This window comes from Streptomyces sp. NPDC030798, from assembly GCF_055572275.1.
Genome location: NZ_JBVIDR010000009.1, coordinates 67,864 through 82,185 on the forward strand (window position 1 = coordinate 67,864; position 14,322 = coordinate 82,185).

11 protein-coding genes and 2 pseudogenes are annotated in these 14,322 nt (G+C 70.3%); 11 read left to right on the plus strand and 2 right to left on the minus strand.

Annotated features, from left to right (window positions below; all coding sequences use genetic code 11):
• Positions 1–70: 70 nt before the first annotated feature.
• Both ACZ404_RS21340 and ACZ404_RS21345 read left to right on the plus strand, forming a co-directional pair.
• Entirely contained in the window at positions 71–874 is an 804-nt protein-coding gene (locus ACZ404_RS21340) for a hypothetical protein (RefSeq protein WP_468442153.1), read from the plus strand.
• Positions 871–1,140 carry a MerR family transcriptional regulator gene (locus ACZ404_RS21345; protein WP_468442155.1) on the plus strand — a complete coding sequence of 90 codons (270 nt, stop codon included), beginning with the start codon at positions 871–873 and terminating at the stop codon, positions 1,138–1,140. The genes ACZ404_RS21340 and ACZ404_RS21345 overlap by 4 nt, the downstream gene beginning before the upstream one ends.
• On the opposite strand, the gene ACZ404_RS21350 is transcribed toward ACZ404_RS21345, so the two are convergent.
• On the minus strand, positions 1,137–2,426 hold the full coding sequence (locus ACZ404_RS21350; protein WP_468442157.1) for a hypothetical protein: 1,290 nt from the start codon (positions 2,424–2,426) through the stop codon (positions 1,137–1,139). The two genes, ACZ404_RS21345 and ACZ404_RS21350, sit on opposite strands and share 4 nt — an antisense overlap.
• 146 nt (positions 2,427–2,572) lie before the next feature.
• Here ACZ404_RS21350 and ACZ404_RS21355 point away from each other — a divergent pair, with 146 nt between their 5' ends.
• The 7 genes from ACZ404_RS21355 to ACZ404_RS21385 all read left to right on the plus strand — a co-directional run bounded on the left by ACZ404_RS21355 (position 2,573) and on the right by ACZ404_RS21385 (position 12,320).
• Complete coding sequence (locus tag ACZ404_RS21355; RefSeq protein ID WP_468442159.1) at positions 2,573–3,547, plus strand: glycosyltransferase family 2 protein; 975 nt, start codon at positions 2,573–2,575, stop codon at positions 3,545–3,547.
• A 324-nt stretch (positions 3,548–3,871) separates the two neighbouring features.
• Positions 3,872–4,243, plus strand: a complete 372-nt coding sequence (gene rpsL / locus ACZ404_RS21360) for a 30S ribosomal protein S12 (RefSeq protein ID WP_003948652.1) — start codon at positions 3,872–3,874, stop codon at positions 4,241–4,243.
• A gap of 2 nt (positions 4,244–4,245) precedes the next feature.
• Positions 4,246–4,716 (plus strand): 30S ribosomal protein S7, encoded by a 471-nt coding sequence (rpsG, locus tag ACZ404_RS21365; protein WP_003998848.1) that lies wholly within the window; start codon positions 4,246–4,248, stop codon positions 4,714–4,716.
• 39 nt (positions 4,717–4,755) lie between these two features.
• On the plus strand, positions 4,756–6,882 hold the full coding sequence (gene fusA, locus ACZ404_RS21370) for an elongation factor G (protein WP_468442161.1): 2,127 nt from the start codon (positions 4,756–4,758) through the stop codon (positions 6,880–6,882).
• A 156-nt stretch (positions 6,883–7,038) separates the two neighbouring features.
• Positions 7,039–8,232, plus strand: a complete 1,194-nt coding sequence (tuf, locus tag ACZ404_RS21375; RefSeq protein ID WP_468442163.1) for an elongation factor Tu — start codon at positions 7,039–7,041, stop codon at positions 8,230–8,232.
• 178 nt (positions 8,233–8,410) lie between these two features.
• Complete coding sequence (locus ACZ404_RS21380) at positions 8,411–9,184, plus strand: hypothetical protein (protein ID WP_468442165.1); 774 nt, start codon at positions 8,411–8,413, stop codon at positions 9,182–9,184.
• 115 nt (positions 9,185–9,299) lie between these two features.
• The gene (locus ACZ404_RS21385; protein WP_468442167.1) at positions 9,300–12,320 is read left to right on the plus strand and encodes a glycosyl hydrolase 115 family protein; all 3,021 of its coding nucleotides are present in this window, start codon (positions 9,300–9,302) and stop codon (positions 12,318–12,320) included.
• 111 nt (positions 12,321–12,431) lie between these two features.
• Here ACZ404_RS21385 and ACZ404_RS21390 read toward each other — a convergent pair.
• Positions 12,432–12,623, minus strand: a pseudogene (locus ACZ404_RS21390) (ATP-binding protein); the annotation flags it as partial.
• 47 nt (positions 12,624–12,670) lie between these two features.
• Between ACZ404_RS21390 and ACZ404_RS21395 the strand changes: the two are divergent.
• Positions 12,671–12,757, plus strand: a pseudogene (locus tag ACZ404_RS21395) (hypothetical protein); the annotation flags it as partial.
• A gap of 53 nt (positions 12,758–12,810) precedes the next feature.
• Positions 12,811–13,356 carry a hypothetical protein gene (locus tag ACZ404_RS21400; protein ID WP_468442169.1) on the plus strand — a complete coding sequence of 182 codons (546 nt, stop codon included), beginning with the start codon at positions 12,811–12,813 and terminating at the stop codon, positions 13,354–13,356.
• The last annotated feature ends 966 nt before the right edge of the window (positions 13,357–14,322 follow it).

A 14,322-nucleotide genomic window follows, 5' to 3' on the forward strand; every position in this document is an offset into this window, starting at 1 on the left:
TACGCCTGGTGCCCGCCCGGAGGCCGGTGCCCGCCCTACGCCTGGTGCCCGCCCGGCGTCAGACGCCTCCGTGACCGGCGCTCGTCCGGCATCCGGCGCCCACCCCGCACCCGGCACCCGCCCCGCACCCGGCACCCGCCCGGCATCCGGCACCCGCCCCGCACCCGGTGCCCGCCCCGCACCCGGTCACCCCCCGGTACCCGATGACCGCCCCACCACCCAGGCCGCCCTCTGGATCGGCACGCTCCTGCAACAGTTCCCGGAGTTGCACGCCGAGCTCGTCCCGGGCCGTAGCGCGCCGGCGCACCGCCAGGCGCCGCCCCCGCCCCCCGCGGACCTCGCCGACCGGCTCCGCGAGGAACGTGAGGAGGCTCTGCTCCTGGAGCAGCGGCACGGCCTGGTCGCCCCCGGGCACAGTGCCGCGCCCCTGCGCCTGCACATCTCCGACACCCTCCGCGACATCACCGACGGCGTGGTCGAACTGGAGGAGGCCGTCCGGGACCGGCTCGGTCTGCCCCGCGCCCGCCGCGCCCCGGTGCCCGAGCGGCTGCGCAGGATCGCCGGGCTGCTCGACCGCGTGGCCGTCGACCCCGTCCTCGCCGCCCACGTACGCGACGAGACGCGCCGCATGGCCCGCCGCTGCGCCCGTGCCCTGGGCGACACCGAGACCGTCGTACGCGTGTCCGGGCGCTGCCCCTGGTGCGACTCGGTCTCGCTGCGGGCGTTCCCCGACCGGGGCGCGGTGCTGTGCATCAACCCCGCGTGCCGCTGCACCGACAGCCTGTGCGGCTGCCACGACGACCCCGCCTACCGGCACACCTGGGACGAGGGTGAGTGGCAGCGCCGGGCCGGCGAGCAGGGGGGAGCCCGATGAGCGGTTGTGCCGGCGGCCTCCCCACCCTCATCCCCGCCCCGCTCGCCGCCCAGGAGGTCGGCGTGGCCCCCGCCACGATCCGCAAGTGGGTCCAGCTGGGTCACCTCGAGGCGGCCGGAAAGGCGGGCCGGGCCCAGCTGTTCCGGCTGGAGGACGTCTTCGCCGCCGAACGAGCGGCCCGCGGCACCACCCGTCGTCCCCGCCGCACGGCCACAGCCCCGGACGGCAACCAGGCCGGTCCCCGGAACCCCTGCCCCAACCCCTAGGGAATCCCCAACTCGAAGATCACATAATGCGCGTACCACCCCGAGGCCACCGCCGCCGTGGCGAAGAACACCGTCAGGGCCGGCCACTTCAGGCGGCTCATGGCGGCGGCGGGGGCGAGGAGGAGGGGGAAGGCGGGGAGGAGGTAGCGGGAGGTGTTGCCGAACATCTGCTGGGTGCCGAGGACCGTCACGATGCCGGCCAGGGTGTAGGCGACCAGCACCAGCGGGGGCCTCTTGCGCAGCATCAGCGCGACGAGGAAGGGCAGCGCGATCACCAGCTGGAAGGCGAGGAGGTCGGGCACGGGGTAGGCGAAGAGGTAGTTGTTGCGGCCGACGGCGATGTTGCGCAGGACGTCCAGCGTGTAGGCGCCCCAGTCGAAGTAGTGCGCCCACCCCTCGCGCTGGAGCGTGAAGTACGCCGTCAACCTGCCCATGCTCAGGCCCACCCACGTGATGTACGTGAGCAGGCCCAGCGGCGCGGCGATCATCGCGTACACCGGCCCGGCCACCCCGTGCTCGCGCCGGCCGTCCCGTCGTACCAGCGTGACCAGGGCGGCCAGCCCGACCGCGCCGATGAGCGCCGCCGACGTGGGCCGGTTCAGGCCGGCCGCGAAGGCCAGCAGACCCGCCGCCACCCAGCGGCCGCGCATCACGCAGTAGCAGGCCCAGGCCGCGAGGGCGACGAACAGCGACTCGGAGTACACCGCCCACTCGACGCCCGCCCCGGGCACCACGGCCCACAGCCCGGCGGCGATGGTCCCCGCCCGCACCCCGGCCAGCGTCGAGATCACCGCGTAGATGCCGGCCGCCGCCGCCAGCGACGCGAGGACCGACACCGTGATCGCCGAGCCGAACAGCCCGAGCCCGGTGACCTCCGACACACCCCGGATCAGCCCGGGGTAGAGAGGGAAGAAGGCGACGGAGTTCTGCTGGACGGTGAACATGCCGCCCGGCGGCAGCGGCTGCAGCGGCTTCGGGTCGTATCCGTGCTGCGCGACCTGCAAGTACCACCACCCGTCCCAGCTCGACAGCACGTCCCACCAGTGGGCGCCGCCGCCGAACCGGGGGTCCTTCGTCCGGTAGTCCCCGGCGTGTTCGAGCAGCCAGGCGAATATGGTGAGCCCGACGAGCTTCGTGACGCAGTACAGGACCAGGGGTGCGGCATACGGCCGTGCGCCGGGCGGCAGCGTGAGGCGGAGGCTCGGGCGCGAACGGCCGTCCTGCTCGCCGGGCAGGGCGGGGTCCGCCCCGGGGTCCGCCTCGGTGTCCCTGGAAGCCGTGCTCATGCCTGTGGTCCCCCTCGCCCGACCGCCGGGCCAGAGGTCGTGCCGCTGCCGCCTGGACGGTCGTGAAGTCTCGGTCGCAAGATCACATGTGAGTCGCTTGTGCGGCCAGAAGCGTCGCACGGACGCGGCCGAGGGGGGAGGACCGGGTGGCCCGAGGAGCGGACCCGACGACCGAACTGTCCGTCGTCATACCGATGTACAACGAGGTGGAGGCGCTGCCCGTCCTCGTCGGCCGGCTGCGCCCGGTCCTCGACGGCCTCGGCGTGCCCTACGAGCTCGTCGCCGTCGACGACGGCAGCGGTGACGGCACGGCCGAGCTGCTCGCCGCCCTCCGGCTCGGCTGGCCCGAGCTGCGCGTGATCCGCCTGCGCCGCAACTCCGGCCACCAGGCCGCCCTCACCGCGGGCCTCGACCGGGCGTGCGGCGCGTACGTCGTCAGCCTCGACGCCGATCTGCAGGACCCGCCGGAGAAGATCCCCGAGATGCTGGCCCTGGCCCGCCGCGAGGGGCTCGACATCGTCTACGGCGTGCGCGCCGACCGGGCCAGCGACTCCGGGTTCAAGCGGTGGACCGCCGGGCTGTACTACCGGCTGGTGCGGCGCCTGGCCGGGCCCGCCGTGCCCGCTCAGGCCGGCGACTTCCGGCTGCTCAGCCGCGCGGCCGTCGACGCGCTGAAGGCGCTGCCCGACCAGCAGCGGGTGTACCGGCTGCTGGTGCCCTGGCTCGGCTTCCCCAGCGGGCAGGTCCGCTACGAGCGGGAGCCGCGTGCGGCCGGGCGCAGCAAGTACCCGCTCGGCCGGATGATCCGGCTCGCCGTCGACAGCGTCACCGGCTTCTCCGCGGCCCCGCTGCGGCTGGCCACCTGGCTCGGCGGCTTCGCGTTCGTGGTGTGCCTCGGGCTGATGGTGTACACGCTCGGGGCGCACGTCCTCGGCCACACCGTGGCCGGCTGGACCTCGCTGTTCACCGGGGTGCTGTTCATCGGCGCGGTGCAGCTCATCTGCGTCGGACTGCTCGGGGAGTACGTGGCCCGCATCTACACGGCCCTGCAGAACCGGCCCACCTATTTCGTGGGACACGACACGGCCGAGCAGGCGCAGGAGGCGGCCCGGCGGTCCTGATTCGCGCTGCGCCCGCTGGTGTGGTAATGGGTGGTGGGCGGGACGGATGCGCAGGTCGGAGCCTTCGGACCGGCCCGCTCGGCGGTGCGTTGCTTTTGTTTTGACCGGAGTCTGCGCGGTAGGTACGCTCAGACCTTGTGCCTGGGGTGTGCCCTGGCTCTGGTGCGTGCCTTCACACCGCACGCGGAGCCGACACCGGCCACCGTAATCTGTGCCTCTTTCTGCCTAGCGGCGGGAGTCCGGCGGATTCGACACACCCGACCGCGTGGGTCGGCGACGTTCCAGGTTAGCTGTACCCATCGGCACACAGAAACCGGAGAAGTAGTGCCTACGATCCAGCAGCTGGTCCGCAAGGGCCGGCAGGACAAGGTCGAGAAGAACAAGACGCCCGCACTCGAGGGTTCCCCTCAGCGTCGCGGCGTTTGCACGCGTGTGTTCACGACCACCCCGAAGAAGCCGAACTCGGCCCTCCGCAAGGTCGCGCGTGTGCGTCTGACCAGCGGCATCGAGGTCACCGCTTACATTCCGGGTGAGGGACACAACCTGCAGGAGCACTCCATCGTGCTCGTGCGCGGCGGCCGTGTGAAGGACCTGCCGGGTGTTCGCTACAAGATCATCCGCGGCTCGCTCGACACCCAGGGTGTCAAGAACCGCAAGCAGGCCCGCAGCCGCTACGGCGCCAAGAAGGAGAAGTAAGAATGCCTCGTAAGGGCCCCGCCCCGAAGCGCCCGGTCATCATCGACCCGGTCTACGGCTCTCCTCTGGTGACCTCCCTGATCAACAAGGTGCTGCTGAACGGCAAGCGCTCCACCGCCGAGCGCATCGTCTACGGCGCCATGGAGGGCCTGCGCGAGAAGACCGGCAACGACCCGGTCATCACGCTGAAGCGCGCTCTCGAGAACATCAAGCCGACCCTCGAGGTCAAGTCCCGCCGTGTCGGTGGCGCCACCTACCAGGTGCCGGTCGAGGTCAAGCCCGGCCGCGCCAACACCCTGGCGCTGCGCTGGCTGGTCGGTTACTCCCGCGCCCGTCGCGAGAAGACCATGACCGAGCGTCTCCTCAACGAGCTTCTCGACGCCTCCAACGGCCTCGGTGCGGCCGTGAAGAAGCGCGAGGACACCCACAAGATGGCCGAGTCCAACAAGGCCTTCGCGCACTACCGCTGGTAGTCGCTACCCACATCGAGACCGAGAGAAGACTGAAGCCTTATGGCTACCACTTCACTTGACCTGGCCAGGGTCCGGAACATCGGGATCATGGCCCACATCGACGCGGGCAAGACGACCACCACCGAGCGGATCCTGTTCTACACCGGCGTTTCGTACAAGATCGGTGAGGTCCACGACGGCGCTGCCACCATGGACTGGATGGAGCAGGAGCAGGAGCGTGGCATCACGATCACCTCTGCTGCCACCACCTGCCACTGGCCGCTGGAAGACGTCGACCACACCATCAACATCATCGACACGCCGGGCCACGTCGACTTCACCGTCGAGGTGGAGCGTTCCCTGCGCGTGCTCGACGGTGCCGTGACGGTGTTCGACGGCGTCGCCGGCGTCGAGCCCCAGTCCGAGACGGTGTGGCGTCAGGCGGACCGCTACGGCGTTCCGCGCATCTGCTTCGTCAACAAGCTCGACCGCACCGGTGCCGAGTTCCACCGCTGTGTCGACATGATCACCGACCGCCTGGGCGCTCAGCCGCTGGTCATGCAGCTGCCGATCGGTGCCGAGGCGGACTTCAAGGGTGTCGTCGACCTCGTGAAGATGAAGGCCCTCGTGTGGTCCGCCGAGGCCACCAAGGGCGAGATGTACGACATCGTCGACATCCCGGCCACGCACACCGAGGCCGCCGAGGAGTGGCGCGGCAAGCTGCTCGAGGCCGTCGCGGAGAACGACGAAGAGCTGATGGAGCTGTACCTGGAGGGCGAGGAGCCCACCGAGGAGCAGCTGTACGCGGCCATCCGTCGTATCACCATCGCGTCCGGCAAGGGCACCGGCACCACCGTGACCCCGGTGTTCTGCGGCACCGCGTTCAAGAACAAGGGCGTCCAGCCCCTGCTCGACGCGGTCGTGCGCTACCTGCCGTCCCCGGTCGACATCGAGGCCATCGAGGGCCACGACGTCAAGGACCCGGAGACGGTCATCAAGCGCAAGCCGTCCGACGACGAGCCGCTGTCCGCGCTGGCGTTCAAGATCATGAGCGACCCGCACCTCGGCAAGCTCACCTTCGTCCGGGTCTACTCGGGCCGCCTGGAGTCCGGCTCTTCGGTGCTGAACTCCGTCAAGGGCAAGAAGGAGCGCATCGGCAAGATCTACCGCATGCACGCCAACAAGCGTGAGGAGATCGAGTCGGTGGGCGCCGGCGACATCGTCGCCGTCATGGGCCTGAAGCAGACCACCACCGGTGAGACGCTGTCCGACGACAAGCAGCCGGTCATCCTGGAGTCCATGGACTTCCCGGCGCCGGTCATCCAGGTCGCCATCGAGCCCAAGTCGAAGGGCGACCAGGAGAAGCTCGGCGTCGCGATCCAGCGCCTGGCCGAGGAGGACCCGTCCTTCCAGGTCCACTCGGACGAGGAGACCGGCCAGACCATCATCGGCGGCATGGGCGAGCTGCACCTCGAGGTGCTGGTCGACCGTATGCGCCGTGAGTTCAAGGTCGAGGCCAACGTCGGCAAGCCGCAGGTCGCGTACCGCGAGACCATCCGCAAGTCGGTCGAGAAGGTCGAGTACACCCACAAGAAGCAGACGGGTGGTACCGGCCAGTTCGCCCGCGTCATCATCGCGATCGAGCCGATCGAGGGCGGCGACGCCTCGTACGAGTTCGTCAACAAGGTGACCGGTGGCCGCGTGCCGAAGGAGTACATCCCTTCGGTCGACGCGGGTGCGCAGGAGGCCATGCAGTTCGGCATCCTCGCCGGTTACGAGATGACCGGTGTCCGCGTGACGCTGCTCGACGGTGCCTACCACGAGGTGGACTCCTCCGAGCTCGCCTTCAAGATCGCCGGTTCGCAGGCCTTCAAGGAGGCCGCGCGCAAGGCTTCGCCCGTGCTCCTGGAGCCGATGATGGCCGTCGAGGTCACCACGCCCGAGGACTACATGGGTGAGGTCATCGGCGACATCAACTCCCGCCGTGGCCAGATCCAGGCCATGGAGGAGCGGGCCGGCGCCCGCGTCGTGAAGGGCCTCGTGCCCCTTTCGGAGATGTTCGGTTACGTCGGCGACCTGCGCAGCAAGACGTCCGGCCGCGCCAGCTACTCCATGCAGTTCGACTCCTACGCCGAGGTTCCGCGGAACGTCGCCGAGGAGATCATCGCGAAGGCCAAGGGCGAGTAACGCACTCCGTTCACACGCCGTAGGCTTGACTCCGGAGCCTCCAGGGGCAAACGTCCGCAATCGTGAGCGTTTGCCCCGGGTTCCGGGCCATTACAGCAAAGATCACCTGGCGCCGATGAAGTAAGGCGTACAGAACCACTCCACAGGAGGACCCCAGTGGCGAAGGCGAAGTTCGAGCGGACTAAGCCGCACGTCAACATCGGCACCATCGGTCACATCGACCACGGTAAGACGACCCTCACGGCCGCCATTACCAAGGTGCTGCACGACGCGTACCCGGAGCTGAACGAGGCCACCCCGTTCGACAACATCGACAAGGCGCCCGAGGAGCGTCAGCGCGGTATCACCATCTCCATCGCGCACGTCGAGTACCAGACCGAGGCGCGTCACTACGCCCACGTCGACTGCCCGGGTCACGCGGACTACATCAAGAACATGATCACCGGTGCCGCCCAGATGGACGGCGCGATCCTGGTGGTCGCCGCGACCGACGGCCCGATGCCGCAGACCAAGGAGCACGTGCTCCTGGCCCGCCAGGTCGGCGTTCCGTACATCGTGGTCGCCCTGAACAAGGCCGACATGGTGGACGACGAGGAGATCATGGAGCTCGTCGAGCTCGAGGTCCGTGAGCTCCTCTCCGAGTACGAGTTCCCGGGCGACGACCTGCCGGTCGTCCGTGTCTCCGCGCTGAAGGCCCTCGAGGGCGACGCGCAGTGGACCCAGTCCGTCCTGGACCTCATGAACGCCGTCGACACCGCGATCCCGGAGCCGGAGCGCGACGTCGACAAGCCGTTCCTGATGCCGATCGAGGACGTCTTCACCATCACCGGTCGCGGTACGGTCGTCACCGGCCGTATCGAGCGTGGTGTCCTCAAGGTCAACGAGACCGTCGACATCATCGGCATCAAGACCGAGAAGACCTCCACCACGGTCACCGGCATCGAGATGTTCCGCAAGCTGCTCGACGAGGGTCAGGCCGGTGAGAACGTCGGTCTGCTGCTCCGCGGCATCAAGCGCGAGGACGTCGAGCGCGGCCAGGTCATCATCAAGCCGGGCTCGGTCACCCCGCACACCGAGTTCGAGGCGCAGGCCTACATCCTCTCCAAGGACGAGGGTGGCCGCCACACGCCGTTCTTCAACAACTACCGTCCGCAGTTCTACTTCCGTACGACGGACGTGACCGGCGTGGTGACCCTCCCCGAGGGCACCGAGATGGTCATGCCGGGTGACAACACCGAGATGAAGGTGGAGCTCATCCAGCCCGTCGCCATGGAAGAGGGCCTGAAGTTCGCCATCCGCGAGGGTGGCCGCACCGTGGGCGCCGGCCAGGTCACCAAGATCGTCAAGTAAGTTCCGCTTGCTTGAGGGTCGCTGACCGACCTCAGGAGAGGCCCGTACGACTTCGGTCGTACGGGCCTCTTCGCCGTTTCCGGCGCAGGACCCGCCAGGGTTGTACTCTCCCGCGCTGCGAACCGAAATGATCAAGGACCTGGACCGTCGGAGACCCGACCGTTCCGGAGGGGGTGTCATGCTCGACAAGGTGCGGGCGGTGGTTCCGTGGCTGGCCGTGGCCGCCGTCGTGCTCGGCGTCGGCTACCAGCAGGGACTGTTCTCGCTCGTGGGACGGCTCGCACCGGGCCCGGCCAGGGCCGTCGCCCTCCCCGGGGGTGGCGTGTCCGACGGCGACCGCTGCGGGTCGGAGAACTACCACCACTTCCCCCTGCCCGCGGGCGCCGCCGCGCCGCCGCCCCACGACGCGCCACGCCCCGGCCCCCACCTCGTCCTCGGCTCCTACGGTTACGAGCAGTCGGCCGGCGCTCCCGCCCGCTTCACCTTCGAACTCCTCCTCGCCCCCGGCGGCGAGCGCCCGCTGAAGCTGTCCCCGACGCTGGGCGGGGCGGGCGTGGCGGTGGAGATCGAGGGCCCGCACGGGCTGGTCGGCGGCGCGCACGGACTGCCGGTCACCTGGCACCGCCCCACCACGCCGGGCCCCGACCACAGGATGCGCATCGACGCCCGCGGCGGCGGAGGCGTCCGGGTCACCCTGCCCGTACGGGCGCTGTGCCCGGGCCAGGACGGCGCCGAGGTCATGGACGGGCTCCAGGCGCCGATCGACTCCCACCACACCATCACCGGCCAGCCGCCCTACACCCTGACCGTGTCCTTCTCCGACCCCGGCGTGGGGGAGTTGCGGGCATCACTGCGCACGCCGCAGCGCGGGGACGTGCTCAGCGGCAACAACCTCGTCCCCGCGGACCAGGCCCCCGAGCGTGGCTCTGCCCCGGAGACGGGCCGCGCCTGAGCCGTCCGCGCCGCCGGTTCGAAACTATTCGGCGCGCACGACCCGTTGTCCCCGCCGGGCCACTCCCGCAGCATTTGTCATGCCGCTGACCAAATTGCGGGTGGAGGGGTGAGGCATGTCTGTCCGTCGCAGGACTGTGCTGGGGGCCGGGCTCGCTGCCGTGCCGGTGCTGGCGTCCGGGGTGGGGTCGGCCGGGGCCGGCACCGGACTGCGGGTCGCGGACCCGGGGTCGTACATCTCCTTCACCGGCGGGGCGTTCTCACTGGTGGGCGCCCCGGTGGTGGTCGCTCCCGACGACCACCCCGGTGTCGTACGGGTCGCCGGCGACCTCCGCGACGACCTCGAACGGGTGACGGGCCTCCGCCCGGGCTCGACGATCGGCCGCTTCCCGGTCCTCCTGGGCACCATCGGCCGCAGCCCCCTGATCGACGGTCTGATCGACAGCGGCAGGCTGGACGTGTCCGGCGTACGGGGCCGCTGGGAAACCTCCCTCCAGACGGTCGTGGACCAGCCGATGCCCGGGGTGGAGCGCGCCCTGGTCGTCGCCGGCAGCGACCCGCGCGGCACGATCTTCGGCGCGTACGACGTCTCGTACGGCATCGGCGTCTCGCCCTGGCACTGGTGGGACGACGTACCGCCGCAGCGGCGCACCGGGATATGGGTGCGCCCCGGCCGCTGGACCCAGGGCACTCCGGCGGTGAAGTACCGGGGCATCTTCATCAACGACGAGAACCCGGCCCTCGGCACCTGGGCCCCGGCGTATTTCGGCCCCGGCAGGGCGCCGGGCCACCCGGGCGGCTTCAACGCGGCGTTCTACGAGAAGGTCTTCGAGGTCCTGCTGCGCCTGAAGGGCAACTACCTCTGGCCGGCGGTGTGGGGCCGGGCCTTCGCCGAGGACGACCCGGAGAACCACCGGCGGGCCGCGGAGTACGGAATTGTCATGGGCACGTCTCACGAGGCCCCGATGATGCGCGGCATCGAGGAGTGGAACCGGCACGCGGGCGGCGGCAAGGACCCCTACGGGGGCACGGGGGAGTGGTCGTACCGCCGCAACCCGCAGGCGATCCGCGCCTACTGGCGCGCCGGCATCCAGCGCATGGTCGACCAGGGCTTCGAGGGCGTCGTCACCCTCGGCATGCGCGGCAACGGCGATACCGGCCTGCCCGACGGCGACGGCATCGACCTGATGCAGCAGATCATCGCGGACCAGCGCCGCATCATCGAGGAAGTGACCGGCCGCCCGGCCGCCGAGACCCCCCAGGTCTGGACCCTTTACAAGGAGGTCCAGCGCTACTGGGACCGCGGCCTGCGCGCCCCCGACGACGTCACGGTGGTCCTGACGGACGACAACTGGGGCAACATCCGCAAGCACCCCACCGAGACCCGCCCCGGCGGCTACGGCCTGTACTACCACTTCGACTACGTCGGCGCCGGCCGCAACTACAAGTGGGTCGACACCGCCAACCTCCGCAACGTCTGGGACCAGCTCCACCAGGCGCACGCCTACGGCAACCACGGCCTGTGGGTGGCGAACGTGGGGGACCTGAAGGGTAACGAGGTCCCGACGGAGTTCTTCCTGACGTACGCCTGGAACCCGGAGGCCTGGCCCCTGGACCGACTTCAGGAGTGGGAGCACCGCTTCGCCCGCCAGAACTTCGGCCCCTCCCAGGCCTCCCGGATCGCCTCGGTCCTTGCCGCGTACGGCCACCTCCAGGCCCGCCGCAAGCCGGAGCTGCTGAACCGCCGCATCACCCTCTCGGACACGGGCCAGGTGGGCTACGACGATCAGCAGACCCCGTACTCCTTCGCACACCGCGAGCTCGAACGGGTGACGGACGAATGGCGCCGGCTGAGCCGCCGGGCGGACCGCATAGCGCGACGGCTCCCCGCCGAACTCCAGGACGCCTGGTACGAACTGGTCGGCTACGAGGTGAGCGCGACGGCGAACCTGTACGGACTGCGGCAGGCCGAGTTCACGAACCTCCTCTACGCACGGCAGGGCAGGGCGGCGACGAACGACCGCGCCACGGAGGCCGAACAGGGCCTGGCCCGCGACCTGTCCCTGGCGGACCGCTTCAACTCCTCGGTGGCGAACGGCAAATGGGCGGGCTTCCAGACCCAGCCGCACATCGACTACGGCGACGTGGACCGCTACGGCCCGAACGCGGGCTGGCAGCAGCCGGAGAAGGACGACGTGGCCCTGCCGGACGTCCTCTTCCCGGCGGTACGACGCATCGAGCCACCGCAGTCCGCCGAACTGGGCGTCTCGCTGGACGGCGCGGAGGACAGCGGCGCCTGGTGGCCGAACGGCACCGCCTCGGAGGCGAGACTCCCGGACTTCAGCCCGTACCAGACCCGCCCGCAGCAGTACGTGGAGATCTTCAACCGGGGCCGCACCCCCTTCGACTACCACGTGGAGGCCTCGGCCCCCTGGCTCCGCGTCGACCACCCGCGCGGCCGCGTCGACCAGCAGGTCCGCCTGGAGGTCCACGTCGACTGGACCCGGGCACCGGCGGGCCGGACCGAGGGCACGATGACGGTGCGGGGCGCGGGCGCGTCGGTGGTGGTGCGCTGCGCGGCGGACCGCCCCTTCCTCCGGAACCCGCGAGGCTTCGTCGAGGCCGGCGGCTACGTGGCGATCGACGCGGACCACTACGACCGCGCGGTCGGCGACTGGCGCCGGCTGCCCGGCATCGGTCGCACGGGCGCGGGTATGACCCCCTGGCCGGTGACGTCCCCCCGCCGCACACCGGGCGGTTCCTCCCCCCACCTGGAGTACGAGGTGACCTTGCTGTCCCAGCCGGAGGAGATCACGGTCTGGGCCCATGTCTCGCCCCGCAACCCCACCCTCCCGACGGGCAACCTGCGCTACGCGGTGTCCTTCGACGACGCGGTGCCCCAGTCGGTCGACATCAACGCGGGCGCGGACGACGGCCTCCTGAACATCACCTGGGCCCGCAACACCTCGGACAACATCAACCGCACCGCCACCCGCCACCGGCTTGCACTGCCCGGCGTCCACCGTCTGAAGTTCTGGATGGTGGACCCGACGGTGGTGGTGCAGCGCCTGCTGATCGACACGGGCGGCCTGCCGGAGCTGTACCTGGGGCCACTGGAGAGCCGGCGGGTGGGGTGAGCGGTGACCTGGTGGCGCCCGTCTGTCCCACCAGCCCGGGTAGGTCAGTTGGACGACGTGGACCCGTTCGCTGCGCACGACGATCCGGTGGGCGAACATCCCGTTCGGGACGGGGGCGGGATCCGGCTCCGAGCAGCACAGTTCCGCCCAGACGGTCTTGCGCGGAAAGCGTTCCTCGGCCGCCCCCCACCGGTCCGCGAGCGCGTCGACGATGACCAGCCCCCGGCCGGACTCGGCGACGTCCTCCGGGACTTGCACCTCCGGCAGCCGTTCACCGCGCGTGTCGGTGACCTCGATGCGGAGAGCGTGCCGTCACCCCCGGCACCCTCCACGTCCGCGACTCGAAGTCGACCCATGGCCCCCGCCTCGCACTGACCCCGATGGCCTGGAAGTACTTCACGGCGTATGCCTCGGCTGCGGGGTGTCACAGGGGGTAGCTAGAGTGGTAGCCGGAGCTTCGGCTTGATGAACGCACGGGGGAGGTGCCAAGTTGTCGAGCGATGGTGGGACGGACGCGCCGCTGGCGCCGTTGCTGACCGGCCTGTTCGGGCTGTCTGGTGTGGCGGGTGCCGCTGCTGGGGCGGCGGCGGACCTGGTCACCGAGCTGTCGTCCTTCACTGAGTTCAAGAAGAGAGTGGACGACCTGATCCGGGACCTCAAGGGCTCGGACGCCGGCCCGGGCAAGGTCGGGGAGGCGCGCCTTTCACGCCGTCAGTTCGGCGGCGGGGGAGGGACCTGGTCGGAGGCCGCCGGTCTCCACACGGCGTACGAGACGGTGGTCAGCGAACTGGAGACGCTGTCGAAGCTGCTGGCCGACTCCATGGAGGGCATGGCCATCGCGGTCGTGGCCTCGCACAAGGGCTACCAGAACATCGACGCGGACGTCCGCGCCCGGATGGCGGCGATCAGCGCCGAGACGACCCGGCACTACGGCGGGGCCTACGACCCGTCGCTGCCGAAGAAGCACCACGATGGCGGGACGACGCCCGAGCAGCCGGCGCAGCCGCCGGCGGGCGACGCGGGTGGCACGATCTGATGGTTGCGACGTCGACGGGGGAGGTTCGATGACCGGCAAGGGCACGCCCTTCGAGAGCATGAGCCACGAGGAGATGCTCGCGTGGCTGGACCAGGCGAACGCCGGCGAGGTGCAGGCCGCCGCCGACCGCCTGACCGCGGCCGCCAAGGAGATCCGCAAGATCGGGGAAGAGCTGAAGGTCCGCCCGCAGTGGGTGGAGTGGAAGGGCGAGGGAGCCGACGCGTTCCGCACCTGGGCAGGCGACCTGGCCAACTCCACGCTGCGACTGGGTGACTTCAGCGAGGGCGCGGGAAAGTGGCTGGGCCAGGCGTCGGACGCGATCGCCACGGCCCAGGCGTCGATCCCGCGCGACGCCAAGAGCTCCCAGGCGAACCTGGACGCGGCGATCTCGGCCCACAACGACCCGGACTCCGCCTCCGTCCGCGCGAAGTCCGCCGCCAACCTGGCCGCCTTGAAGGCCGACCAGGAGAAGGTCCGCCAGGAGGCGGCGGACCAGATGGTCAAGCTGGGGCAGTCGTACACGCAGTCCGCCACGCAGATGAACGGGCTGGAGAGGCCTAAGTTTCCGCCGCCGCCCGAGGTAATCACACCTGGCCGGGATCACGCGTCCGAGGACCTTGCTCGCCCCGGGGGTGGCACTTCCAGTCGCGTTGACAGCAGCGGTCTCGTTCCCGGTTCCAGCTCTGAACGTGCCGGAACCGTCCGAGCCGAGCATCCAGGATCAGTGAGCGCTGGCCCCGAGCTTCACACTGACTCACCGACCGTCGGCTCTACTTCCCACCACCTGCGTCCGCCGACGACTGATGTACCTGCGACGCACATCGACTCGACCGCCACACTTCCAGAGGTTCATCAGCCTCCCCACGCACCCCCTGCGGGAGGACCACCCACGACGGTCCATCCGGAAACGGGACCTCTGCCACCGACGAGTGGTCCGGTCCCGCCGATGCCCGGTGGCTCTGTACG

Excerpts from the sequence above, each read along its gene's own strand:
- ACZ404_RS21345 (WP_468442155.1), top strand. The coding sequence starts at position 871 with ATGAGCGGTTGTGCCGGCGGCCTCCCCACCCTCATCCCCGCCCCGCTC.
- ACZ404_RS21350 (WP_468442157.1), bottom strand. The coding sequence starts at position 2,426 with ATGAGCACGGCTTCCAGGGACACCGAGGCGGACCCCGGGGCGGACCCC.
- rpsG (WP_003998848.1), top strand. The coding sequence starts at position 4,246 with ATGCCTCGTAAGGGCCCCGCCCCGAAGCGCCCGGTCATCATCGACCCG.
- fusA (WP_468442161.1), top strand. The coding sequence starts at position 4,756 with ATGGCTACCACTTCACTTGACCTGGCCAGGGTCCGGAACATCGGGATC.
- ACZ404_RS21380 (WP_468442165.1), top strand. The coding sequence starts at position 8,411 with ATGCTCGACAAGGTGCGGGCGGTGGTTCCGTGGCTGGCCGTGGCCGCC.
- ACZ404_RS21385 (WP_468442167.1), top strand. The coding sequence starts at position 9,300 with ATGTCTGTCCGTCGCAGGACTGTGCTGGGGGCCGGGCTCGCTGCCGTG.